This window comes from Phyllobacterium sp. CCNWLW183, assembly GCF_037203775.1.
In the GTDB taxonomy this organism is placed as follows: Bacteria; Pseudomonadota; Alphaproteobacteria; order Rhizobiales; family Rhizobiaceae; genus Phyllobacterium; species Phyllobacterium ifriqiyense.
In genome coordinates this window covers 67,526-90,346 of sequence record NZ_JBBCBN010000006.1, presented here as the reverse complement: position 1 = coordinate 90,346, position 22,821 = coordinate 67,526, and the positions used below count along the sequence as shown (strand labels likewise).

24 protein-coding genes are annotated in these 22,821 nt (G+C 51.9%); 6 read left to right on the top strand and 18 right to left on the bottom strand.

What is annotated here, in order from left to right:
* The first annotated feature begins 136 nt into the window (after positions 1 to 136).
* Positions 137 to 802 carry a CoA transferase subunit A gene (locus V9K95_RS14630; RefSeq protein ID WP_307278980.1) on the top strand — a complete coding sequence of 222 codons (666 nt, stop codon included), beginning with the start codon at positions 137 to 139 and terminating at the stop codon, positions 800 to 802.
* Position 803: 1 nt separating this feature from the next.
* Positions 804 to 1,445 (top strand): 3-oxoacid CoA-transferase subunit B, encoded by a 642-nt coding sequence (locus V9K95_RS14625; RefSeq protein ID WP_115053993.1) that lies wholly within the window; start codon positions 804 to 806, stop codon positions 1,443 to 1,445.
* Positions 1,446 to 1,468: 23 nt separating this feature from the next.
* Here the strand turns inward: V9K95_RS14625 and V9K95_RS14620 are convergent, their stop codons facing one another.
* Entirely contained in the window at positions 1,469 to 1,648 is a 180-nt protein-coding gene (locus V9K95_RS14620) for a hypothetical protein (RefSeq protein ID WP_336441248.1), read from the bottom strand.
* 259 nt (positions 1,649 to 1,907) lie between these two features.
* On the opposite strand from V9K95_RS14620, the gene V9K95_RS14615 reads away from it, so the two are divergent.
* Positions 1,908 to 2,174, top strand: coding sequence for a helix-turn-helix domain-containing protein (locus V9K95_RS14615; protein WP_115053994.1), 267 nt, complete (start codon positions 1,908 to 1,910; stop codon positions 2,172 to 2,174).
* A 67-nt stretch (positions 2,175 to 2,241) separates the two neighbouring features.
* Here the strand turns inward: V9K95_RS14615 and V9K95_RS14610 are convergent, their stop codons facing one another.
* From V9K95_RS14610 to V9K95_RS14595, 4 genes are all read right to left on the bottom strand, one after another.
* Positions 2,242 to 3,069, bottom strand: coding sequence for an alpha/beta hydrolase (locus tag V9K95_RS14610; protein ID WP_336441249.1), 828 nt, complete (start codon positions 3,067 to 3,069; stop codon positions 2,242 to 2,244).
* Between the two features lie 19 nt (positions 3,070 to 3,088).
* Positions 3,089 to 4,003 (bottom strand): ABC transporter permease, encoded by a 915-nt coding sequence (locus tag V9K95_RS14605; protein WP_336441250.1) that lies wholly within the window; start codon positions 4,001 to 4,003, stop codon positions 3,089 to 3,091.
* Position 4,004: 1 nt separating this feature from the next.
* Complete coding sequence (locus V9K95_RS14600; RefSeq protein ID WP_115054102.1) at positions 4,005 to 4,787, bottom strand: ATP-binding cassette domain-containing protein; 783 nt, start codon at positions 4,785 to 4,787, stop codon at positions 4,005 to 4,007.
* A gap of 95 nt (positions 4,788 to 4,882) precedes the next feature.
* Positions 4,883 to 5,857 (bottom strand): ABC transporter substrate-binding protein, encoded by a 975-nt coding sequence (locus V9K95_RS14595; protein WP_336441251.1) that lies wholly within the window; start codon positions 5,855 to 5,857, stop codon positions 4,883 to 4,885.
* Positions 5,858 to 5,965: 108 nt separating this feature from the next.
* Here V9K95_RS14595 and V9K95_RS14590 point away from each other — a divergent pair, with 108 nt between their 5' ends.
* From V9K95_RS14590 to kynA, 3 genes are read left to right on the top strand one after another with little or no spacing between them, the layout of a single operon-like run.
* Positions 5,966 to 6,703, top strand: coding sequence for a GntR family transcriptional regulator (locus tag V9K95_RS14590; RefSeq protein WP_336441252.1), 738 nt, complete (start codon positions 5,966 to 5,968; stop codon positions 6,701 to 6,703).
* A 16-nt stretch (positions 6,704 to 6,719) separates the two neighbouring features.
* Positions 6,720 to 7,955, top strand: coding sequence for a kynureninase (gene kynU / locus V9K95_RS14585; RefSeq protein ID WP_307277835.1), 1,236 nt, complete (start codon positions 6,720 to 6,722; stop codon positions 7,953 to 7,955).
* Entirely contained in the window at positions 7,952 to 8,791 is an 840-nt protein-coding gene (gene kynA, locus V9K95_RS14580) for a tryptophan 2,3-dioxygenase (protein ID WP_336441253.1), read from the top strand. Before kynU ends, kynA begins: the two co-directional genes overlap by 4 nt.
* Here kynA and V9K95_RS14575 read toward each other — a convergent pair whose 3' ends face one another.
* From V9K95_RS14575 to V9K95_RS14515, 13 genes are all read right to left on the bottom strand, one after another.
* Complete coding sequence (locus tag V9K95_RS14575; RefSeq protein ID WP_162802565.1) at positions 8,792 to 9,151, bottom strand: hypothetical protein; 360 nt, start codon at positions 9,149 to 9,151, stop codon at positions 8,792 to 8,794. It abuts the gene before it with no gap.
* Positions 9,152 to 9,343: 192 nt separating this feature from the next.
* On the bottom strand, positions 9,344 to 10,660 hold the full coding sequence (locus tag V9K95_RS14570) for an NAD(P)H-dependent oxidoreductase (RefSeq protein ID WP_307277829.1): 1,317 nt from the start codon (positions 10,658 to 10,660) through the stop codon (positions 9,344 to 9,346).
* A gap of 146 nt (positions 10,661 to 10,806) precedes the next feature.
* Positions 10,807 to 11,784: a galactofuranose ABC transporter, permease protein YjfF gene (gene yjfF, locus V9K95_RS14565; protein WP_336441254.1), complete on the bottom strand. Its 978-nt coding sequence runs from the start codon at positions 11,782 to 11,784 to the stop codon at positions 10,807 to 10,809.
* Complete coding sequence (locus V9K95_RS14560) at positions 11,781 to 12,797, bottom strand: ABC transporter permease subunit (RefSeq protein ID WP_115054004.1); 1,017 nt, start codon at positions 12,795 to 12,797, stop codon at positions 11,781 to 11,783. The genes yjfF and V9K95_RS14560 overlap by 4 nt, the downstream gene beginning before the upstream one ends.
* Positions 12,794 to 14,311, bottom strand: a complete 1,518-nt coding sequence (locus V9K95_RS14555; protein WP_307277826.1) for a sugar ABC transporter ATP-binding protein — start codon at positions 14,309 to 14,311, stop codon at positions 12,794 to 12,796. Before V9K95_RS14555 ends, V9K95_RS14560 begins: the two co-directional genes overlap by 4 nt.
* Before the next feature lie 71 nt (positions 14,312 to 14,382).
* The gene (ytfQ, locus tag V9K95_RS14550) at positions 14,383 to 15,348 is read right to left on the bottom strand and encodes a galactofuranose ABC transporter, galactofuranose-binding protein YtfQ (RefSeq protein ID WP_336441255.1); all 966 of its coding nucleotides are present in this window, start codon (positions 15,346 to 15,348) and stop codon (positions 14,383 to 14,385) included.
* 151 nt (positions 15,349 to 15,499) lie between these two features.
* On the bottom strand, positions 15,500 to 16,879 hold the full coding sequence (locus tag V9K95_RS14545) for an FGGY-family carbohydrate kinase (RefSeq protein ID WP_336441256.1): 1,380 nt from the start codon (positions 16,877 to 16,879) through the stop codon (positions 15,500 to 15,502).
* On the bottom strand, positions 16,876 to 17,199 hold the full coding sequence (gene rhaM, locus V9K95_RS14540; protein WP_336441257.1) for an L-rhamnose mutarotase: 324 nt from the start codon (positions 17,197 to 17,199) through the stop codon (positions 16,876 to 16,878). The genes V9K95_RS14545 and rhaM overlap by 4 nt, the downstream gene beginning before the upstream one ends.
* Positions 17,196 to 18,197: an ABC transporter permease gene (locus tag V9K95_RS14535; protein WP_307277813.1), complete on the bottom strand. Its 1,002-nt coding sequence runs from the start codon at positions 18,195 to 18,197 to the stop codon at positions 17,196 to 17,198. The genes rhaM and V9K95_RS14535 overlap by 4 nt, the downstream gene beginning before the upstream one ends.
* Positions 18,194 to 19,195 carry an ABC transporter permease gene (locus tag V9K95_RS14530; RefSeq protein ID WP_442958566.1) on the bottom strand — a complete coding sequence of 334 codons (1,002 nt, stop codon included), beginning with the start codon at positions 19,193 to 19,195 and terminating at the stop codon, positions 18,194 to 18,196. Before V9K95_RS14530 ends, V9K95_RS14535 begins: the two co-directional genes overlap by 4 nt.
* Positions 19,195 to 20,721, bottom strand: a complete 1,527-nt coding sequence (locus tag V9K95_RS14525; RefSeq protein ID WP_336441258.1) for a sugar ABC transporter ATP-binding protein — start codon at positions 20,719 to 20,721, stop codon at positions 19,195 to 19,197. Before V9K95_RS14525 ends, V9K95_RS14530 begins: the two co-directional genes overlap by 1 nt.
* 62 nt (positions 20,722 to 20,783) lie before the next feature.
* Positions 20,784 to 21,782 carry a rhamnose ABC transporter substrate-binding protein gene (gene rhaS / locus V9K95_RS14520; protein WP_115054011.1) on the bottom strand — a complete coding sequence of 333 codons (999 nt, stop codon included), beginning with the start codon at positions 21,780 to 21,782 and terminating at the stop codon, positions 20,784 to 20,786.
* A 52-nt stretch (positions 21,783 to 21,834) separates the two neighbouring features.
* A complete protein-coding gene (locus tag V9K95_RS14515; protein ID WP_307277807.1) occupies positions 21,835 to 22,641 on the bottom strand; it encodes a DeoR/GlpR family DNA-binding transcription regulator in 807 nt (268 codons plus the stop codon).
* Positions 22,642 to 22,821 lie beyond the last annotated feature (180 nt).

The window sequence follows — 22,821 nt, the reverse complement described above, 5'->3', positions numbered from 1 at the left end:
CAGTATTAATACGACTATCTGTGGCACCGGCACAAGCTTTACCGTTGATAAGGAGGACGAAAGAAATGGGAGACTATTCTTGAAAAAAGTTCAATCAAGCGTGGCTGACGCACTGAAAGGTGTTCTGTTCGACGGCATGACGATCATGGCCGGTGGATTTGGCCTTTGTGGTATTCCCGAAGCGCTGATTTATGCAATCCGCGATTCCGGTGTTAGAGATCTGACCGTAATATCCAACAATGCCGGTGTTGACGGCATTGGTCTTGGCGTATTGCTCGAAACCAAGCAAATCCGCAAAATGATCTCGTCTTATGTTGGCGAGAACAAACTTTTTGCGCAGCAATATCTATCGGGGGAACTGGAACTCGAGTTCAATCCGCAAGGCACGCTTGCCGAGCGCATTCGGGCAGGAGGAGCCGGAATTCCCGCCTTTTTCACCAAGACCGGTGTCGGCACCATCATAGCAGAAGGCAAGGATGTGCGGGAATTCGATGGCGAGTCTTATGTCATGGAACGCGGGCTTTTCGCCGATCTGTCCATAGTCCATGCCTATAAGGGTGATACGGAGGGTAACCTCGTTTATCGTAAAACGGCCCGCAACTTCAATCCGATCATGGCGACTGCCTCAAAGTTCACTGTGGCGGAGGTGGAACACCTGGTCGAGGCAGGCATGATTGATGGTGACCATGTTCATACACCCGGTATTTTTGTGAAGCGGATTGTACACGTTCCAAATCCGACAAAACATATTGAACAACGGACAACGCGACCGAGACTTGTCGCTGAAAACGGAGCGCACTGATATGGCGTGGACACGTGATCAAATGGCCGAGCGGGCTGCAAAGGAACTTGAAGATGGTTTCTACGTCAATCTGGGAATTGGCATCCCCACTCTCGTCGCCAACTACATCCCAACCGGCATGAGTGTACAGCTCCAGAGTGAAAACGGAATGCTTGGTATGGGGCCATTTCCATATGAAGGCGAAGAGGATGCTGATCTCATCAATGCCGGCAAGCAAACAATCACGCAGTTGCCGACAACGAGTTATTTCAACGGTGCCGATAGCTTTGGAATGATCCGAGGCGGCCATATCGACCTTTCCATCCTGGGAGCCATGCAGGTTGCAAAAAATGGTGATCTTGCCAACTGGATGGTGCCCGGCAAAATGGTCAAAGGCATGGGTGGCGCAATGGATCTGGTCGCAGGCGTCAAGAAGGTCGTTGTTGTGATGGAGCATGAAGCAAAAGGGGAAGCCAAACTGCTCGAAGAATGCACGTTGCCACTAACCGGCCAGCGGGTGACAGACCTTGTCATCACTGATCTTGGCGTTTTCACTATCGAGAGACGTGGTGAGGCCAAAATGACCTTGATAGAAATCGCCCCCGGTGTGACCGTTGCAGAAATCAAAGCAAAAACCCAAGCCGCTTTTGATGTGGCCGTTTGAACTAAATGGCCCGGGAAACCGGGCTATTTAATCTTCTCGACTGTGCAGAGTGTTTCACCATGTTGCGGGCGCTCCAGACATTGAGCCTCATAGCGGAACGTTCCGTAGTAGACCTGAGCACAGCCTGAAGGCAGGCAAACCAATGTTACAAACCCCAAAACGAGACTCGTGAAATAAATCCAGCCAGAAACCTTCTTTTTCATGATGGCATACCTATATATGTCGAGCCGCAAGTGACACAGCGGCGTTACAATCCACTGATATTCTTCAGCAATTGGTCAAGTCAACGATCGGCATATTTGTCATTTTACCGAGATTTGGTGCTACTTTAAGGCAAGCGCTCCACATAGTTTTCGATCACGTTTTATGTGAACAGGCATAAAAGGGTTGATCCAAACCGACGGACGTATAAGTTCTGCCTTCCGATTTGTTAACCAAACCATTCACGTTAGGAGCAAAGCGATGAACAAAACCATCGATAACTATTCATTGCCAGAATCGATTACAACAGCTTTAGCCAATGGTATTAATATTGTCAGGGCATTTCGCGAACAATTCGGATATTCAATTGAAGATCTGGCCGTGTCATGCGGTCTGACATCTCTCGAAATCGAGACTATTGAAAGCGGTCAAAATTCGGACCCGAGCAAGCTAGAACGTATTGCTCATGCACTCGGTTTGCCGAGCAATGCAATGATCATTGAGGATTCAAAGCGCCTTAGCGCCTGACACTTCGATAACAACAAATCGGTAAAAAGGCTGCCAGGGTGATATCCCAATCCTGGCAGCCTTTTTGCTACAGTCCCAGCAATGTACGCGTCAGCGGATGATCCGCCTTCGTCAGGCCTTCGATAATATTGGCGTGGTGCTTTGTCGGCTCTTCAACAGCCGTAATACTGCAATCAAAGCCAGCCCATATATTGGCAAGCAATGCATTCTGCCTGATAAACTCCGGACGCTCATCGGCACCAACCCAGGCAGTAAGGTCGATCCCTTCTTGCGGTTCGAGCAAAGCCGGGCTCTCCAACCGCGCTTCTATGGCATCAAGATGAAGCGTCTCGTTCATTTTTGTTTTCATTAAAGGCCGAAGATCCGTGATAGCAGATATCGGAACGGTCTTGCGAATGCGCTGACGGATCGTTTGCGACAATGGCGATGTGACTGTAACCATGCGTGCCACGAGATGGCCACCTGCTGAATGCCCGGTCAAATGAATCGGACCTGCAACTTCTCCTGCGGCTTTGGTGATAGCAAGACCGATTTGAACCGTAATATCGCTGATGCGAACATGCGGGCAGAGCACATATGATGGAACGGCAACAGCAAATCCATGAGCATGCGCACCCCTTGCCAAATGTGACCACACGCTTTTGTCGAAATCTTCTTTCCAATAGCCCCCATGGACAAATATCATAAGGCCCTTTAGATCGCCCCAAGGCATGAAAAGGTCGAGCCGGTTTCGCGTATCTGGGCCATAGGCGATATCTGCCTTCAGCAGACCTTTATCATCCATTTCCGACCGGAACTGGGCTGCCTCTGTACGCCATTTTTGCGGATAACTGGCTCCGTCCGGAATATAGGCGAAGTTGGAATAGGCATCATCCCAATCGATAGCATTCGTCATGATTATCTCCCGATTGTGATTATTCCCTTATTTTCTCACGAATCTGGTTTCCTCCGCCGGACTTGCGCAGATTCGGCAGAGCCAGCATCAGGAGCACAAAGGCACCAGTGGCAAATTTAAGGTCTGCTGGAGCAAGTCCCAGCGTCAAGCAGAATGAGATCAACTGGTAATAGACCAACGACCCGACAATGGGGGCAAGGATTTGCCGCAAGATCGTCTGACGACCGGTAATCGCTTCACCGATAATAAGAGCAGCAAGTCCATTGATAAGAATGCCAAAACCCATATTGACGTCGGCAAACCCTTGAGTTTGAACCATGATGCTTCCACCTGTGGCAGAAAGCGCACTGGCGACACCAACCCCAATGATCGTCGCAGTGCTGACATTGATGCCTTGCGCTTCAGCCATATCTGGGCTCGCCCCGACCGCACGCATTGATGTGCCTTTCTCCGACATGAAGAAGTACAACATCGCGGCAATAACAAGCGCGACCAGTACCCCTACGAGCGCAATTTTCACCCATGCGAAATTGGCAGCCGGTCCGGCCAATAAAGTAAAGGTCGTGTCATAGGTAAAAAGCGGAATATTTGTGCGGCCCATAATACGCAAATTGATGCTGTAGAGCATCGTCATCACCAATATACCGGCAAGGAGCGTGTTGATCTTGAACCGGAGGTGGATAAACGCCGTTGTGCAACCCGCCGCAAATCCGCAAAGCAGAGCAATAAAAACGGCGAGAAAAGGATTTACCCCGGCCGCTATCAGGGTTCCGCAAACACAGCCGCCGAGCGGAAACGCACCTTCAGATGTCAGATCCGGGAAATTCAGGATGCGGAATGGCAACATAACGCCAAGAACGACAAAGGAAACAATGAGGCTTTGCGCAATTGTGACCGGGATGAGCCCGTAGAAACTGTTAAAAACATCCAGCATCTTAGGCCCCCTGCAACGCGATCGCGTCAGATTTTGTATGGAACCGGTCAATAAGGTCCATCACTGTGATGCCGCGCTTCTCTTCGGGCCCAATATCTACAAGAACCTTGCCAGCATCCATCATGATAATCCGGTTACCGTAATTGATGGCATGTTCCATATTATGCGTGACCATCATTGTCGTGAGCTTGAGCTCATCGACGGCGCGCACTGTCGTGTCCATGACAAGTTTGGCAGTGCGGGGATCAAGGGCAGCCGTGTGTTCATCCAGGAGCAGCAGTTTTGGATGTGTTGAAACGGCCATGACCAGCGAAAGTGACTGACGCTGCCCACCGGATAGCAGCCCGACTTGCATATCGAGGCGGTTTTCCAATCCAAGATTGAGTTCAGCCAATTGCTTGCTATATCGAGCGCGGCGGGATGTTGTCAGCCCATAGGCAAAGCTGCGCTGTTTTCCCCGCAGTTCGGCAAGGAGCATGTTTTCGCCGATTGTCATGGTCGGAGCAGTGCCTATCATCGGATCTTGAAAGACTCTGGCAATGAACTGGGCACGGCGATGGGCGCTTAGCTTTGTGACGTCTTGACCGTCAATGAATATTTTGCCGGAATCCAGCGGCAGTTTACCGGAAACAGCGTTGAGAAAGCTCGACTTTCCAGCACCATTACTACCAATCACGATGCAAAAATCACCGGATTTAAGTGTTACATCCAATCCATCGAGAGCACGTCGTTCATCCTGCGTGCCGCGATAGAAGATTTTGGTGCCGCCCTTGACGGAGAGCATGTCGGTCATGTGAGCCCCTTAAGCTGAGCCGCTATAATATGGTAGTTCCCGCGCTACAGGCGGGAACTATATGCTTATGGCTTGTAAGAGAAGGCTTATTTGACGAAACAACCGCAATCTTTGAGGCTATCCGGCACTTTTTGTCCGGTTTTTGACAGAACGGCTTCATTTATGGCTGCAGCATGGTCTTCATAAGCCGGTTTGATGGGCGCCAGGCTTTCCGTCGATTTTCCGGCCAGAATTTCAGAGGCAAGTTTTGCCGCGTTCTGACCAACTTTGGTGTAGGAAACTTCGAAAGCCGCTGCCACAAGCCCATCGCGTACCGCTTGCGCAGAGGCATTGACAACGGGAATGTTGATGCTCAAGGCCGCCGCCGCAACAGCCGGAACGGCTGGTTGTACAAGATTGGAGCCCGGCACATAAATCACGTCAGCTTTTCCTGCCAGTGAACCGACACGAATTGGAATGTCGTTCGTGTTGTCGAGGCCGACTTCAACGAGTTCCAGACCCTGCGCCTTGGTGACTTCCTGCATCAATTTGAGTACAGCAACGTCATTGTCTTCGCCGGGATTGTAAAGATATGCGATGCGCTTTGCATCTGGCAGCAGCTTCTTGATGAAGGTAATTACGGAGGCAACATCCTGCAGATCGGAGGCTCCGGTCATCGCCTTATCGCCAGCTTCCCAGGATGGGGTCAGCTTGGCTGCAACCGGATCCGTAACGGCAGCAAAAACAACTGGCGTATTGGTATTTCCGACGATCTGCCGCGCGCCTTGTGCAACGGGTGTCGTGACAGCCAAAATAAGCTTCGGACTGTTGGAGGCCAGCTTGGTTACCATTTGCGGGATCAGCGTGGCATCAAAGTTAACCTGGAGCTCATCATAGACGGCATCAGTAACACCGAGCTTGGTCATCTCTGCCTTGAAAGCAGTAACCGTCTCATCCAACTGGGGATGTTTGCCAAACTGCGCAATGCCAATGCGGGTTTCTGCGGCCGCGGCACTCAAACCCAAAGCAAGTCCGAGCGCCGTACCTATTGTTAGACGGGCCAATTTGTGTGCCAAAACCATCCGATTCTCCCTTTTTATATGTTCCGCTCTGTAAAGCTTGAAAATAGTATAACAAACGTGAAATGATATACAATATGGAATTAAGCACCAACGTGACAAAGGGACCAAATGGCCGATAGCGTCAAATCTGATGGCCTCTATACCGTGCTTCGATCCCGCATCCTCAATGGAGAGTTGCGGCCTGGACAATCATTGCGGTTGCGAACGATGGCGCACGAGCTTGGCACCAGCGCTACTCCCATACGTGAAGCACTCAATCGCCTTCATGCTGAAAACTTCGTCACGACCGAAGCCAACAAAGGTTTTCGTGTAGCCACTATGACGCTCGAAGAACTGGAAGATCTTGAGACCGCCCGGTCCGTGATTGAAACTGAATTGCTTGCGCGTTCCATCGACGAAGGTGACCGCAACTGGGAGGCTAATTTGGTCAGCGCGCATTACCGCCTTGCCACTTGCATCACACCCAATTCTTTTTCACAATCAGAGGCAATAGATGCATGGGATATCGCTCATGCCGAATTCCATCTGGCGCTGATAGCGGGAACATCCTCAAAATGGCTGATGAGCTTTGCCCAGCAGACCACGGCGCAGCTGCAGCGATATAGGCGACATATAATCCTGCGCATAGATCACCTGAACCGTGCTGCGGAAGGAGCAGCCGGGAATGCTGTCTTATCCCGTGAAGCGCTTGGCATCGAAGCGCATACAGCCCTGCTCGAAGCAGCACTCGCACGAGACAAATTGAAGGCCGAGGCCTTGCTGATTGATCACGTCCGCCTCGCCAAAGAGGCATTTTTGAAACTGGCCCGCGCTGGTGGCATACCTTCTGTCGACACAGCGGCCTGATGGAACAATGAAACCCATGACGAGCACCAAAGCCATTTTAGCCGACCAATCTGATCCGCTAAGGTCCTTTCGCGACAGATTCGAGCTGCCCGATAATGTAATTTACCTTGATGGTAATTCATTGGGCGCGCTGCCGAAAACCGTTAGGCAGCGGGTTGCAAAAACCATAAGTGAAGAGTGGGGCGAACAACTCATTCGAAGCTGGAACACTGCCGACTGGGTCCATCTGCCTCAACGCGTGGGAAATAAAATTGCCGGCTTGATCGGCGCGCCTGCAGGAACCGTCGTTGCCGCCGACAGCACATCGATCAACCTTTTCAAGGTGCTGTCAGCCGCTCTCGGGCTCAATGCCGGACGCAGCAAGATTGTTTCGGAAAGAGAAAACTTTCCAACAGATCTTTACATAGCAGAAGGCGTGGCAAAGCAGATAGGAAAAGGCCACAGGCTTGTGCTGGTTGACAAACCGGCCGACATTGCTGACGCGCTTGACGATGATGTAGCCGTTCTCATGCTTACCCATGTCAATTATCGTACCGGCTACCGTCACGATATGGCGGCAATAACGCAGGCCGCCCACGACAAAGGTGTCCTTGTTGTGTGGGATCTGGCTCACTCAGCGGGCGCAATGCCCGTGGATCTGACCAGCGCAAATGCCGATTTCGCTATAGGTTGCGGCTATAAATATTTGAATGGGGGCCCCGGCGCTCCGGCTTTTCTATATGTCAATCCGGCTCATCAGGGAGAATTCAATCAGCCACTATCGGGTTGGTTTGGCCATCGTGCGCCTTTTAACTTCGAAACTGTCTATGCTCCGTCCAGAAACATCGAACAATATCTTTGCGGAACACCGCAAGTTCTGGGAATGATCGCTCTGGATGAAGCATTGTCAGTTTGGAATGATGTCGACATGGAAGCTTTGCGGATGAAGTCGACGGCGCTGTGCGACACCTTCATCGAAGGCGTTGAAGAATTTGCAGCGGAATATCACCTAAAGCTGGTCACGCCGAGAGACGCCGATAAGCGGGGGAGCCAGGTTTCTTATTCATGCGAAAATGGCTACGCCATCATGCAGGCGCTGATCGCCCGGGGTGTGATTGGCGATTTCCGGGCACCCGACATTATCCGCTTTGGATTTACGCCTCTTTATCTGAGTTTTGCTGATGTCGAAAACGCCGTTTCTATACTCAAGGAAGTCCTGGTAACACGCAGCTGGGATGCACACGAATATCGTGTACTCGGGGCGGTCACATGACGCGCACACCTTACGATCCCTCCGGCGAGGGCGCACAGATGTCCTTCGACGGACGGATGTCTTACGGCGATTATCTGCGGCTGGATACAATTTTGACTGCGCAAGCCCCGCTTTCCGATGCGCATGACGAAATGCTTTTCATCGTGCAACATCAAGCTTCCGAAATCTGGATGCGGCTGGTCATTCACGAATTGACATCCGTGTGCGATCACATTGCCAAAGATGATCTTGCACCCTCGTTCAAAATGCTTGCTCGGGTTTCGCGCATTCTTGACCAGTTGAATTCCGCATGGGACGTGTTGAGAACCATGACGCCCAGCGAGTATACGACATTTCGCAAGGCGCTTGGCATGTCTTCCGGCTTTCAGTCATTTCAGTATCGTGCAATTGAATTTTTGGCGGGCAATAAGAACGCGGCGATGATGCGTCCGCATGCGCATAAAGCCGATATTCACGCATGGCTTGAAAGGATTTTGCAGGCACCAAGCATTTATGACCAGTCGATCCGTCTTTTAGCCCGGCAAGGGTTTCCCATTGATCAGTCTATTTTGACACGCGATTGTTCGCAGGCCTATGAGGCCAATGAAAGCGTTCGTGCCGCCTGGCTGGTTATTTATAGCGATCCGGAAGCACATTGGTCACTTTATGAGCTTGCCGAAAAACTGGTGGATTTTGAGGATTATTTCAGGCGCTGGCGGTTTAACCACGTCACGACTGTCGAGCGCATTATCGGCTTTAAAACCGGGACAGGCGGGACTTCAGGTGTCAACTACTTGAGAAAAATGCTCGACGTCGTTTTGTTCCCGGAGCTTTGGGCTGTTCGGACCGATCTATGATCACGCGGCATATTTATCTATGGCAACACAGTCCATCGCAGATTTAGCGTGAATATGATTGCTATGGGTAAAGCCATGTTTTGCAATCGCTGCAAGATCGTCATCCGGTTTAATCGGGCGGGACCACCAATTGTCGTTAAGCGTCCAACCATGGGCTGTTGCGCTTTCGACTTCGGAGCTATCGGGACGAAGTGTGCAGGATTCGTGGATGATTCTAGCCTGGGGTGAACGTTTACTCATGAGCTGCCGTCCTTGCGCCAGCGCACTTGCTTCATCGTCTGCAATCACCAGTTGGTGAAACAGATGGCGCGACTGCTTATACTTCGTCAGATAGGCAAACTTTATTTGATAGGCCGGCACGGAGCACTCCTGCATCAAAGACTCAGTCGTTAACCAATTATTAATATTGGTACTTGACAGGCTTTTTGCAAGGCTAGAACCAGCTTTATACACACGGAACGCAAGTTAGGCAGAAGCATGAGCCTCTGTCTAACTTGCTGTTAAATATTCACAATTTTTGTTCGTTACGACAACGAAATATAGTTTGATCAATCAACCGTAGACCAACTTGTCTTGCCGTGCGCGAAGCTCGACAATTTTGGATCCCGGAGCTGTGGCGGCATTGGCATGGGTGATGAGCTCTCCTTTTTTTATCGGGGCCGTAACCAAGCCGCCTTGCAAAAGTCCGCAAGGAATTGCACCAGCTGACCGCGCTTCAGGAGCAGTCATGATCCAGGCCCGATAGCAATATTCCCCGATAGCATCGAGCTTATCGCCCGGTTTCATATCTTTTTTGGCAACAGCGCACACTTCTGCAACCGGCGTGGCCAAAGGAACCATATCCGCCTTACCGTACAGAACGACGCGCGCGCATGTTAGCGGCACTTCAAGAGAGGTGAGATGATAGGGACGATGAAATGTGAAATAGGGACCTTTGCCCATTTTCAGATCTTCCATCCGCTCTGATATGCGAGGATGCGACATATCGGCAATAACGAACACGCCGGGAGCCACTCCCTTGCCAATGGAATAGTCAACGACGCCAACTCTCGACAGTACACCACCATCTTTTTCCGGTACCAGTACCTTGGAAAGCTGATCAAGAGTTGCGGCAGGACCGTGCATGCCTGGCTTGTCCGGGACAAGCCCTGTGGCATTTGCAATTGCCGCCATTTCCACCATGGTCTTGGAACCGTCCACAAACTCGACGAGCATGCGGACATTCATGTGCCGGCGCGCTGCTTCTTCCTCGTAATCGTCAGGAATGGCATCAATATTGAGAGGATTGTTCTTGCCCTTGCCCGCAGCAACGATCGGGTGGCCCATGGCAGAAACAAACTCGATCAACTCCATGCAAGAGGAAGGTTCATCACCCGCACCAAGGGAATAGGTGACGCCGAGCCGATCAGCCTCGCTTTTGAGATAGGCGCCAATAGTGACGTCAGCTTCAACATTCATCATGACCAGATGTTTGCCGTGCTCCATGGCCCGCAGACCGATCTCGGCTCCAACCGCCGGCACGCCTGTCGCATCGATGACGACATCTATCAGTCCGTTTTCCAGAATGAGATTCGCATCATTGGTGACAGCAATCTTACCGGCTTCCATGGCTTGTGTAAGAGCGGAAGCATTCGATACTTCACGCGAATGCCCCTCCTCGCGATAGGCGATATCCACCGCCTTAAGCGCATTGGGCGTATTGAGCTCTGAAATAGCGCCGATTTCGATACCCGGCATGTGCGCTACGCGTGTAACGATGTCGGTTCCCATCTCCCCGGAGCCGATCAGGCCAATGCGGATTGGGCGTCCCGTATCAGCGCGCGCCTGCATATCCCGCGCCAAGCCTGTCAATGCAACATTTGTATTCATAATTCCTCCAATGTTCTATAACTGGAATAGGACGAGAACGCGTGATTGGCAACTGACTATGCCGCTTTGTAGCGAAAATCCAGGATTTGTTATGACCTTGGCCTGCGAAACGCTGGCGCTAGAGGGCCGAAAAACCTATTCGGCAGTTATGGTTTGGTAAGGGTCGCCGTTCTTTTCGATGACAGCAACACCAACAGACGTTGCAAGGCAATGAATGAGAAGAGAAGTATTCCCACAACGATCTTTGTCCACCAGCTCGACAAAGTTCCGTCGAAAACGATGTATGTCTGGATAATGCCCTGAATAATTACGCCGATGAAAGTGCCCGCAACATAGCCAACGCCACCGGTCAGTAGGGTTCCGCCAATAACTACGGCCGCAATTGTATCAAGTTCGACACCAACTGCTGCAAGAGAATATCCGGCCGAAGTATAAAGAGAGAAGACGATACCCGCGAGCCCTGACAGAAAGCCCGACATTGCATAGATGCCGATGGTTGTTTTGGCAACGGGCACTCCCATAAGCTCGGCAGAAGTACGATTTCCTCCGACGGCATAAATATATGAGCCAAACTTGCTGAAATGGGCCATTACAATGCCAAATGCAAAGATCAGCAGCATCAGGCAGCCAATGAAAGTCAGTCTTCCGCCACCCGGCAGCAGATAATATAATCCCTGCAGATATGTATAGAATTGATGATTGACCGGTATTGAATCCGTCGTCATGACAAAGCACATGCCTCGCGCCAGAAACATTCCTGCCAGCGTAACAATGAAGGCGGGGACTTCCAGATAATGTATGACAGTACCCATGCTTGCCCCGAAAGCAGTCGTAATGACGAGCGCAATGGCGAAAGCGATGAGGGGATGAATTCCGTAATGCGTGATCAGCACCGCAAGCAATACGCCGGTGAAGGCAATCACCGATCCGACCGATAGGTCGATGCCACCTGAGAGAATGACAAAGGTCATACCAACGGCAGCAATTCCAAGAAACGCGTTGTCAGTCAGCAAATTTCCGGCGACCCGCGTTGAAAACATCATGGGGAACTGAAAGACGCAGACAGCATAAGCAACGATACAGATCAGCAATGTTGCATAAAGAGGTAAAAGACGTGTGTTCACTGGCTCTTCCGCCCTTTGGTACCGAATTCTGCCTTAACGAATGCCCAGCCGCCAGCCGATGAGAATGACTGCGCAAGCAAGATCACGATTATGACCAGCGCTTTCAAAATGAGATTATATTCTGGCGGGAAACCGGACAGCAGTATTCCTGTGTTCATTGCCTGAATGATGACCGCTCCCAGCGCCGACATGAGAATGGAGAACCGACCGCCGAAGAGCGACGTGCCACCGACAACGACGGCAAGGATAGCGTCCAGTTCCAGCCAAAGACCAGCATTATTGGCGTCCGCTCCACGTATATCGGCTGCAATAATGATCCCCGCCAATGCGGCGCAAAACCCGCAGAAAGCGTAGATTACAAGCAGCAGCAGCTTGCTGTTCAGGCCTGCATAATTGCTGGCGCTGCGATTGATACCAATGGATTCGATCAGCAGCCCAAGTGCTGTGCGCCGGACAACCGCAATCGCCACGATGAGAAGCAGCAACGCAATCAGGATAGGCATCGGAACCCCGGCAAATGATCCGGTTCCGAAAAATATCAGGCCAGGTTCATTGAAGGTGACGATGGAACCTTCCGTAATCAGCTGCGCGATACCCCGCCCGGCAACCATCAAAATCAACGTTGCCACGATGGGTTGCAGGTCGAAATAGGCGACAAGAATACCGTTCCACAATCCGCACAACAAACCTACCCCAAGCGTGGCAAGAATGACGATCGGCAGGGGATATCCGGCAACGGTCATCGTTGCCGCTATCGCACCGGACACCGCCATCACTGCACCAACGGAAAGGTCAACACCGCGGCTCGCGATGACAGCAGTCATGCCAACTGCAAGGATAATCACCGGCGCACCCCGGTTGAGCACGTCGATCAGGCTACCGAACAACCGCCCGTCTTGAAGGCGTATGTCGAAAAATCCGGGGAAAGCCAGATAGTTGAGAAATAATATCAGCACGAGCGTAAGCAGCTGCGGCATGGCCTTCGTCAGTGCTGTGACACGCGGACCGCTCATGCCGATGCCCTTTCGGGTTCAGCAGCAATCATCTGCATGATATTAGCTGGAACAATATCATCACCGGAAATTTCACCGCGATGGGCACGGTCACGCAAAACGACAACGCGGCTGCTATAGGCAACGATCTCATCGATTTCCGATGAGATAACAAGCAGGGCCATGCCGTCGTCACACAATTGATGAATCAAGGCAATAATCTCCGCATGAGCACCCACATCAATGCCGCGGGTTGGTTCGTCCAAAATGAGAAGCCGTGGATTGGTGGCAAGCCAGCGCGCAAGAATGACTTTCTGCTGATTACCGCCAGAGAGAAATTTCACCGGCTTTTCGATGTCGGTCGTTCGAATATCGAAAGCCTTGACGAATTTATCAGCTAGTACAGTCTGCTCCTGAGTTGAGAGGCGATGGAACCAGCCTCTATGCGCTTGCAGCGCAAGACAGATATTCTCCCGCACGGAAAGATCACCGATTATACCGTCGGACTTGCGATCTTCCGGACATAAGCCAAAGCCACAGGCCACTGCGTCCTGTGGAGTCCGGATAAGCACCGGATCGCCATCAATGTGAATCTGCCCTGTGTCTGCGGCATCAATACCAAACAGAACTTTAGCGGTTTCCGTGCGCCCAGAACCCAATAGTCCCGCCATGCCAACAACTTCGCCCTCGCCAATATCCAGATCAAATGGATCGATGCTGCGACTGCGTCCGAGCCCTTTGAAAGAAAATTGTCTGATTTCGGGAGCGGGCCGGTCACGGCGCGTATTATGTGTGGCAACAGCCAATGTTCGCCCGAGCATAAGCGAAACAAGCTCAATTTTTGAAAGCTCTGTTGTTAATGCGCTTCCGGCCAGTTTGCCATTACGCAGGACCGTCACCCGGTCGCAGATTTCATAAACCTGATCGAGAAAATGGGTAATGAAGACAATCCCCAGGCCACGGCTTCGCAACTTGCGAAGAATTGCGAACAGGATTTCGGTCTCATGGCGGTCGAGACTGGCTGTCGGCTCGTCAAGAATGAGAACCCGTCCTGACATATCGACAGCGCGGGCAATTGCCACAAGCTGCTGGACAGCGACGGAATAGCGGGACAAATCCGATGAGACGTCCAGATGGAGATCGTACTGGGTCAGCAGCTCCCTTGCACTTTTTTCCATCAGCTTGCGGTTAACGAAGCCAAAACGCATTGGCTGGCGACCAATGAAAAGATTATCGGCTACAGACATATCCGGCAGCAGATTTACTTCCTGATAGACGGTGCCGATGCCCAGATTTTGCGCATGCTGCGTGTCGCGCACGCTCACAGGCTGCCCGTCTATCTTTATCACGCCGGAATCGGGCTGATGCACGCCTGTCAGTACTTTGATAAGCGTCGACTTTCCTGCACCATTCTCGCCGAGAAGTGCATGGATTTCTCCGGGGCGAACGGCAAAATCGACGCTGTCGAGAGCTTTAAATCCGATGAATGATTTGCAGATGCCTTCTACGGCCAGAAGACTGGGATGTTCCGTCATTGCGCCTCTCGCGAGCGTATTGTCAATCAGTAGCCAGCCGCCCGATAGGGCAGCTGGCAATGACGGTTTGATCAGTATCCCAGACCCTTTTTCTCCTCGTAGACCTTCTTTGGATCATCCGCCTGCGTATAAAGCTTCGATTCCGTCTGGATCCACTTTGGCGGGGCCTTTCCGTCATCCTTGAACGCCTTGAGCGCATCAAAAGCCGGGCCGGCCATATTTGGGGTCAGTTCAACCGTTGCGTTGGCTTCGCCCTCAGACATGGCCTTGAAAATATCCGGAACCGCGTCAATCGACACGACGAGAATATCCTTGCCTGGCTTCAAGCCTGCTTCTTTGATTGCCTGAATTGCACCGACAGCCATGTCATCATTGTGGGCGTACAGTGCGCAAATGTCTTTGCCGCCATTTTCGGCTTTCAGAAAGCCTTCCATGACTTCCTTGCCCTTGGACCGGGTAAAGTCGCCTGTCTGGCTCCGGGTAATCTTGATGTTGGATGCAGATGCGATACCTTCTTCAAAGCCCTTCTTGCGGTTGATTGCCGGGCTCGAGCCCACAGTTCCCTGCAATTCGACGACTTTACATTCCTTGCCAGCTACTGTTTTCACCAGCCATTCGCCCGCAACCTTGCCTTCGTGCACTGTATCTGACGTCACAGCTGTCAAATACAGATCATCACTGGCTGTTTCGATTGTGCGGTCCAAAAGTATAACCGGAATTTTGGCTTCCTTGGCTTCTGTGAGAACAGTATCCCAGCCCGTCGCAACGACCGGCGCAATGAAGATTGCATCGACGCCTTGAGCGACGAATCCACGAATCGCCTTGATTTGATTTTCCTGCTTCTGCTGGGCGTCGGCGATCTTCAGGTTAATACCGCGCTTTTCCGCCTCGATTTTAGATACGGACGTTTCAGCGGCGCGCCAGCCGGATTCAGAGCCAATCTGCGAAAAGCCAACTGTCAAATCTGCCGCATTGGCATACCCGGCAAAGGCAATCGCCACCGTAGTGGCAAGCAGAATTCTCTTCGTAAAAGCCATAACTTCTCCTCCCTAAATGGTCAAACTGTTAAGATCCTCCCAGACCTCAATGTGTTACTATAATATAGTAATATAAATAGCAAGAAGTCGAATTGATGGGAGTGCCGGAGCCCGTTTTTCAACAGTCAGCGGTCCAGATTATCCGGTATTCCTACAAAAGGAGCCGGGCATCGACCGTACTGTCTCGCCAATGTCTGGCGTAGAAATCAAAATCAGTACCGAGCGGCAGGATTGTTTCATCAACAGATTCGACGGGCAGCTTTGCACCCGCCAGCAACGCAGCACCAAGACTCGTGCCCGTTGAACCCGGAGCGGCAATCACTTCGCGGGATGTGAGGGATCGCAAGGCGGAAAGGTATATTTGGTTGCGGGAGAATGGACCCTCGACAATTGTCGGGCCTATCGCGCCGATCAATTGAAGGCTCGTCTGCGTCATCAGCGCTGCATAGAGAGAAGCTGCTGCATTTCTGTCTGAGGCACCGTCCGGCTCACCATTCAACCAAACAGCCTTATGATTGGGGAAGGGTCCCGATCCTTGTATAATACTTGGAAGGATCATTGTCCGGTCGGCGATAATCCGGGCAAGCGTTTCAACGTCAGGTTCGGCGATTTGACCGTGCGTCAGTTGATCGAATTCTCTTCCGCCCATAAAGCGGGCGGAAGGTACAGCTTTGCCGTAAACATCAACATTGGCCAGCGTGTCACGATCCGGGTCAAGTTGTTCAAGTGTTCCTCCCACCGCAAACAACACCACCCAGGTACCTGTAGAAATGACGGAAAAACCAGACTTGCGCCTCATCAGATGGGGTAGCAATGAAGCGTTGGAATCGTGAATGCCGCAATAAACCGGAATTGATTGTTTGCTCCCGATTTCGGCAGCCACTGCAGGCAGAATACCGCCGATCCTCTCAAATGCCGGGGCTATAGGAGGAAGCAACGGCCGTAGCTCAAGCTTATCGACAAGACTGGAATAGCTGCATGTTTGCGGATTCCATAAATCGGTGTGACAGCCCAGAGATGTCACTTCGTTTCTGGCAATTCCGGTGAGCCGCCACACCCAGTACTGAGCGTAGGTGACAATCGTCCTGACCGTGGCAAACTCGGCCGGAAATTGGGTTTTCTGATAATGGATTTGCGCTCCAACATTCAGGCCACCAGACTGCAAGGGGGAACCGGTTTCTGAAAAATCCGGGCGCAAAGCCGCATACGCTGCGCAGACCTCATCGGGATAGCTATATTCATAATCAATAGCCGGCATGGCCAGACCTTGCCCATCAAGCAAGACGGCGGCTGCGCCATGCGCCGTTACGGAGATTGCGTCAAACCCGGGATCGGAAGCAAATTCCGACAACGCACCGAGACAAAACTCCCAAAGAGTCTCGACATCATAGTGTGGGTACAGGCCGGTCTTCAGAACACGATTGGGCGTACTTCTCGCGACGATTTCCAAGCCGGTACCAGCGTCAACCACGACAACCTTGGCATTCGTCTTGCCGATATCCAGAACTGCAATATGACGAATTGCGCTCATGGGAGATGAAACATGTTCGTGAGCGGAGTTTGGACAGGCGAATTATCCTCGTTGGTTGCCATGATGTCGGCCATGTAAGCCCACCATTTTTTCATAACAGGATGCTCTGCCAGTTTTTGCATCCCATGATCTGCTGGCCGGGTTAAAACTCCAAAAAGCGTATGGGTAGCCGGATCAAGGTGGATCGAATAATCCCTGACACCCGCATCGTGCAACAGAGCCACCAGTTCAGGCCATATTTCCGTATGGCGGCGCTTATATTCTGCTTCCATGCCCGGATTCAGCGTCATGGTGAATGCATATTTCTCAGTGAGATTCATGCTGTTTTGCCATATCTCAATCGACGGATGATGATCGGCAACGTGATTGTTGCGATTAACAAAAGTCCGATGAAGATCGACATAACAATACCCGGCACATTCAGCAGACCGAGACCAAATGTTACCAATCCCATCACAAACGCAGCGATAACGACACCGCCAATGCGGCCCGAACCACCGAGGATCGAAATTCCGCCAAGAACAACCATGGTCACGACCTCCAGTTCCCACCCTTGTGCAATCGAAGGACGGGTGGAACCTAGGCGGGACGTCAGGCAGACAGCTGCGATACCCGACATCAGGCCAGTGAGCAGAAACAACAGAAACTTGACGCGTTCGACACGGATGCCGGAAAAACGCGCGGCGAATTCATTGTTACCAATGGCATAGATGCGGCGGCCAAAATTTGTGGCATGCAGCAAAATCGCGAAAAGGCAGGCAAAAACTGCAAACAAGACAAATTCGAATGAGACGACCCAAAAGACATAGCCCTGGCCGAAGTACGCAAAGGATGGGGGATAGCCGCCATAAGCCTTGTCGCCCAGCACAATATAGGCGATGCCTCGAAACAGGCTCATGGTGCCGATAGTGACGACGATTGAAGGCAGGCGCAGACCGGCAACGAGTACGCCATTGATTACGCCGCATCCGAGACCAACACCAATGCCGATCAAAACGATACCCGGTGTACCCACCCCCATTTGAGCCGCTGTTCCCATGGCAGTTGAAGCAAGCGCAATAATCGCAGCCACGGATAGGTCTATTTCGCCGGCTATAATCAACAGCGCCATAGCAAAGGCTATCAATGCCTTTTCAGTGAAATTGAATGTGGCGTCCGACAAGTTCCAAGCATTGAGGAAGTAAGGTGAGGCAAGGCTATTGGCAATGAAGATCAGCACTGCCACACATAAAAGCAGCGCTTCCCAGCTTGCAAAAAGACGCGAGGCAGATGTACCCAACCGATCAGGAATATGCCGTTTTTCCGTGACTGCGCTCATGCTGCTACCTCGATTTGTTCCGATGCACCGCGATCTCGGAGGATGATCCGCCCGCGTCGACGCTCTTGTCGCGCATTGAAGATAACTGCAGCAATGATTACCCCGCCTGAAATTGCCATTTGCGAGAAAGGCGAAATGTTGATGACTGGCAGCGCATTCTTGATAACACCAAGAAACAGCGCACCAAGAACAGCGCCTGCGACGGAACCTATGCCGCCGAGGGTTGAAATTCCGCCAATGACGCAGGCCGCAACACTGTCGAGCTCGAAGCCTGCAGCGATGTCGACATACGCGACCGCGTAGCGCGAAACCCAAAGATAGCCGCATAGACCCGCGAGCGTGCCGGAAATTACGAAAGCAAAGAAGCGGGTGCGCCCAACGTCGATGCCTGCGTAAACTGCGGCAGTCGGATTCCCGCCCGACGCGTAGATTGCGCGGCCAAGGAATGTGCGTGACATGACGAGATACATTACAACCACAATGATAATGGCTATCCAACCAAGAACCGGCAGGCCAAGAAACAATTGGCGCGGCGTCTGAAGGAATGGTTCGCTCATCTGATGGGCGTTAACCCACGCGCCGCCGGAAAGCACAAAAGCCATCCCCCGATAGATGGTCAAAGTGCCGAGAGTAACAACAATCGAAGGGATATTGAGCTTCCACACAAAAAGCCCGTTGAGGGCACCGAGTATCGCGCCGATTGAGAGTGCCACAAGAACAATCAGGGGCAGGGGCAGATCCGGATAGGATGCATTTAACATGCCCACAGCCATGCCGGTAAAGGCAACATTGGCGGCCACGGACAGGTCAATCGACTTGGTCAGGATTACTGTCATCTGCCCCAAGGCCAGTATGATAAGGATCGACGTGTCGTTGAATATGTTGGATAAGTTACCGGGTCTGGCAAAACCCGGCGCGCGCGTTGAAAAGACCGCAAGCAGAGCGGCAATAATAATTACCAGCAATATTTCGCGGTATCTGAAGATTTGTTTGATCATTACACACTCGCATTGCCGGTTGCCGCACGAACCAGTGTTTCGGGGCTCAAACTGTCACGCTCAAAGATACCTGCTGAAAGACCTTCACGCATAACGAGCACCCTGTCTGACATGCCCATTATTTCCGGCAGTTCCGACGAGACCATGATGATGCTGAGGCCTTCGCCAGCAAGCTCACTGATAAAGGCGTGAACTGCAGCTTTTGATCCGATATCAATGCCTTTCGTCGGCTCATCAAGAATCAGGATTTTGGGTTGCGTTGCCAGCCATTTGCCAATGACGACCTTCTGCTGATTGCCGCCCGACAATGTTCCCACCGGCACGGAAAGCGCTGCAGCACGCAGATCGAAACGCTCTGCATATTTGCGCGCAAGAGCAAATTCTGCTGCCGCATTCAGGAAGCCGGAACGCGATGTGCGTGCCAGCGAGGGGAGGGAGACATTTTGATAGATTGGCAATTGCAGCACCGCCCCATGCCGCCCCCGCTCTTCCGGGACATATACAATTCCGGCATTGATCGCTTCGCCGGGGCTACGAACGGTAATTTCCTTCCCGTCCAGTTTCAGCTTGCCGCTGGAGGGCTGGGTAATACCGAAAAATGACTGGCAGATTTCCGAACGCCCTGCACCGACAAGACCATAGATGCCAAATATCTCACCTTTTCTCAGCTCGAACGATATGTCGCGAAATTCTGTGGGATGCGTATAGTTCTCAACGGCGAATACGGTTGTTCCCAAGGCAATATCTACCTTGGGAAACGCATGTTCGACGGATCGTCCCACCATCAGTTTTACGATTTCATTTTGCTCGACACCGGCAAGCTCTCCGCTGCCCACGGCCTTGCCATCACGAAACACCGCATAGTGATCAGCGATCTCATACACTTCATCAAATTTATGGCTGATGAAAAGAATGGCTTTGCCTTGCGCCTTCAGCCTTTTGACAATCTGGAAAAGATCATCCACCTCCTTGCGCGACAATGCGGCTGTGGGCTCATCCATGATGACAATACGCGCATCGACCGACAAGGCTCGGGCAATGGCAACGAGATGACGCTGTGCAATGGACAAATCCTTGAGTCGTATGCGCGGATCAATGTTGCTTTCCAGTGAATGCAGCAGGGCGAGCGCCCGCGCATTGACCGCCTTCCAGTTTACCAGCCCGAGCCGGGACTTCGGCGCATGGCCAATAAAGATATTCTCCGCAACGGACAGCTCATCGAAAAGGACCGTTTCTTGATGAATAGCTGTTACGCCGACGTCTATCGCATCTTGCGCATTGGCGAATGCGACCGGCGCACCGTCGACATGGATTTCTCCCTCGTCGCAGGAATAGATACCGGTGAGGATTTTTACGAGGGTGGACTTTCCGGCGCCATTTTCCCCAATCAATGCCGTCACCTTGCCGGCATAGAGGGCGATATTCACGTCGTTCAAAGCCTTTACGCCAGGAAACGATTTGGAAATGCCGCGCATCTCCAGGAGCGGCATATCAGGAATTGGCATTAGCGCTGCAATCTGGTTCATTGATTTTACCGAACAGGAACGCCCGGCAGATTGCCTGCCGGGCTTGAGAATATTGATCGAGATCAGAATATTTTGGAAAACTGGTCTATATTCTTGGCGTCATAGACGAACGGGTCAGCCATGGCGGCTTCACCATTGTCACCGATCTTGATCTTGCCCATGCGGCCAGCTTCGATTTCACTGCCCGGTGCACCGTCGGTTTCCTCTTTCACAAGGCGATAGGCGATTTGAGTAGCGGAATAGCCAAGGTCGATCGGGTTCCAGATTGCAAACTCCTTGGTCGCGCCAGACTTGATCGCGCCGGCCATTTCGGACGGAAGACCAAGGCCCGTGACATAGACTTCACCGATCTTCTTGGCATCTGCGACGGCTTGTGACGCCGCAAGAACACCGACGGTCGTTGGCGCAACGATAACCTTTACATTGGGCTGCGAGGTCAAAAGGCCCTGTGCTTCACGGTAGCTTTTGTCGGCAAGATCATCACCATAGACCGTTGTTGCCAGATTGAGACCCGGGAAATTCGGAAGTTGCTTCTTCATTTCCTCAATCCAAGTGTTCTGATTGGTCGAGGTTGTCGTGGCGGACAAAATTGCGAAATCGCCTTTGCCATCCTTGAGGTGATCGGCAGCAAGCTGCAGGCACATCTTGCCGATCAACTCGTTCGACGATGGGTTGAGGTGAACGATACGTCCATCCTTGCCCACTGCCGAATCCCACGAGATGACCTTGATGCCACGCGCCATTGCTTTTTTGAGGGCTGGAACAACCGCATCAGGATCATTGGCCGAGATGGCAATCGCGTTGACGTTCTGGGCGATCAACGAATTGATGACCTCTATCTGCCCTTCCGCCGTCGTCGATGTTGGCCCCGTATAGATGACTTCGACACCGCCCAGTTCCTTGGCCGCTTCCTGGGCACCCTTGTTAGCCGCTTCAAAGAAGCCGTTGCCAAGAGATTTCGCTACAAGACCGATTTTGATCGTATCGGCTGCCTGAGCATGGGATGCGAACATTGCAACGGCCAGAGCCGAGCCCAACGCGATTTTCTTTAGTAATTTCATTTTCTGTCCTCCCAGAGATTGATTACTGTATTCCTTAAGACCGCTGCAGCGCTTACGCGACGGAAGCGGAATCCCGTCGCTTGTCCTGAACCTTTGCAACAATGAGCTGCACGCCAGCCTCCTCAACCATTCTCCGATCCGCATCGGAAATGCCATCATCAGTGATAATCGTCGTTACCCTACCCAGCGGACACAGAATGAGGCTCGATCTGCGCGAAAACTTTGTCGAATCGACCAGCAGAACAAGTTCGTCGGCCTGATTGATGAGCTTCTGTTCGCCTTGAATGATCAGTGCGTCGGATTCCATGACGCCAAATGGCCCAACGCCCTGGGAGCCCATGAACATGCGCTTGCCGTAAAAATTGCGGGTCACATCATTATCGAATGGCGAAAGAATAATGCTCTGCTCTCGATAAATCGCACCGCCCGGAACGGTAACCGAACTCTTTGAATTCTTGACAAGGTGCTCGGCGATGGCAAAAGAATTGGTCATCACCTGCAAGCGGCGCGACGCAAGGAAATGCACCATCTGAAATGTCGTGGTGCCACCATTTATAATGATGGCATCACCCTCTTCGCACAGGGCAACAGCCTCACGGGCAATGGCACGTTTTTTGTCGGCATTTTCGGATTCAGAAACGTGAAAATGCCGCCCGGCAAGCGGGGCCAATTGTGCCGGATGAACGGCTTCAGCACCACCGCGGACCCTGCGCAGCTTACCTTGCACATGCAGCGCGGCAATGTCACGGCGGATCGTTGCCTCTGACGCTTCCGTCAGCTCAGCAATGTCCTGAATGGTGATGACCGGTTTTTCCTGAACAGCGCTCAGAATGATGCGGTGACGCTCACGCTCGTGCATATGGATGGCTCCTCCTGCTTTAATCTATTGCGCAAATTCAATCTCAGTGTCAATCAACTTCAATCAAATAGTTTCATATTGCACTGCACAATGTAAGTTTATGACTGAAATTGATGGTTTGTGATTGACATTAAAGTGCCGTCTGCCGCATAGCTAAGCGAAATTCTGAGGGGGTTTTAT

Bases quoted from the DNA above. Each gene is read 5' to 3' on its own strand.
- V9K95_RS14630 (WP_307278980.1), top strand. From the start codon at position 137: ATGACGATCATGGCCGGTGGATTTGGCCTTTGTGGTATTCCCGAAGCG.
- V9K95_RS14625 (WP_115053993.1), top strand. From the start codon at position 804: ATGGCGTGGACACGTGATCAAATGGCCGAGCGGGCTGCAAAGGAACTT.
- V9K95_RS14620 (WP_336441248.1), bottom strand. From the start codon at position 1,648: ATGAAAAAGAAGGTTTCTGGCTGGATTTATTTCACGAGTCTCGTTTTG.
- V9K95_RS14615 (WP_115053994.1), top strand. From the start codon at position 1,908: ATGAACAAAACCATCGATAACTATTCATTGCCAGAATCGATTACAACA.
- V9K95_RS14610 (WP_336441249.1), bottom strand. From the start codon at position 3,069: ATGACGAATGCTATCGATTGGGATGATGCCTATTCCAACTTCGCCTAT.
- V9K95_RS14605 (WP_336441250.1), bottom strand. From the start codon at position 4,003: ATGCTGGATGTTTTTAACAGTTTCTACGGGCTCATCCCGGTCACAATT.
- V9K95_RS14600 (WP_115054102.1), bottom strand. From the start codon at position 4,787: ATGCTCTCCGTCAAGGGCGGCACCAAAATCTTCTATCGCGGCACGCAG.
- V9K95_RS14595 (WP_336441251.1), bottom strand. From the start codon at position 5,857: ATGGTTTTGGCACACAAATTGGCCCGTCTAACAATAGGTACGGCGCTC.
- V9K95_RS14590 (WP_336441252.1), top strand. From the start codon at position 5,966: ATGGCCGATAGCGTCAAATCTGATGGCCTCTATACCGTGCTTCGATCC.
- kynU (WP_307277835.1), top strand. From the start codon at position 6,720: ATGACGAGCACCAAAGCCATTTTAGCCGACCAATCTGATCCGCTAAGG.
- kynA (WP_336441253.1), top strand. From the start codon at position 7,952: ATGACGCGCACACCTTACGATCCCTCCGGCGAGGGCGCACAGATGTCC.
- V9K95_RS14570 (WP_307277829.1), bottom strand. From the start codon at position 10,660: ATGAATACAAATGTTGCATTGACAGGCTTGGCGCGGGATATGCAGGCG.
- V9K95_RS14560 (WP_115054004.1), bottom strand. From the start codon at position 12,797: ATGAGCGGTCCGCGTGTCACAGCACTGACGAAGGCCATGCCGCAGCTG.
- V9K95_RS14555 (WP_307277826.1), bottom strand. From the start codon at position 14,311: ATGACGGAACATCCCAGTCTTCTGGCCGTAGAAGGCATCTGCAAATCA.
- ytfQ (WP_336441255.1), bottom strand. From the start codon at position 15,348: ATGGCTTTTACGAAGAGAATTCTGCTTGCCACTACGGTGGCGATTGCC.
- V9K95_RS14545 (WP_336441256.1), bottom strand. From the start codon at position 16,879: ATGAGCGCAATTCGTCATATTGCAGTTCTGGATATCGGCAAGACGAAT.
- rhaM (WP_336441257.1), bottom strand. From the start codon at position 17,199: ATGAATCTCACTGAGAAATATGCATTCACCATGACGCTGAATCCGGGC.
- V9K95_RS14535 (WP_307277813.1), bottom strand. From the start codon at position 18,197: ATGAGCGCAGTCACGGAAAAACGGCATATTCCTGATCGGTTGGGTACA.
- V9K95_RS14530 (WP_442958566.1), bottom strand. From the start codon at position 19,195: ATGATCAAACAAATCTTCAGATACCGCGAAATATTGCTGGTAATTATT.
- V9K95_RS14525 (WP_336441258.1), bottom strand. From the start codon at position 20,721: ATGAACCAGATTGCAGCGCTAATGCCAATTCCTGATATGCCGCTCCTG.
- rhaS (WP_115054011.1), bottom strand. From the start codon at position 21,782: ATGAAATTACTAAAGAAAATCGCGTTGGGCTCGGCTCTGGCCGTTGCA.
- V9K95_RS14515 (WP_307277807.1), bottom strand. From the start codon at position 22,641: ATGCACGAGCGTGAGCGTCACCGCATCATTCTGAGCGCTGTTCAGGAA.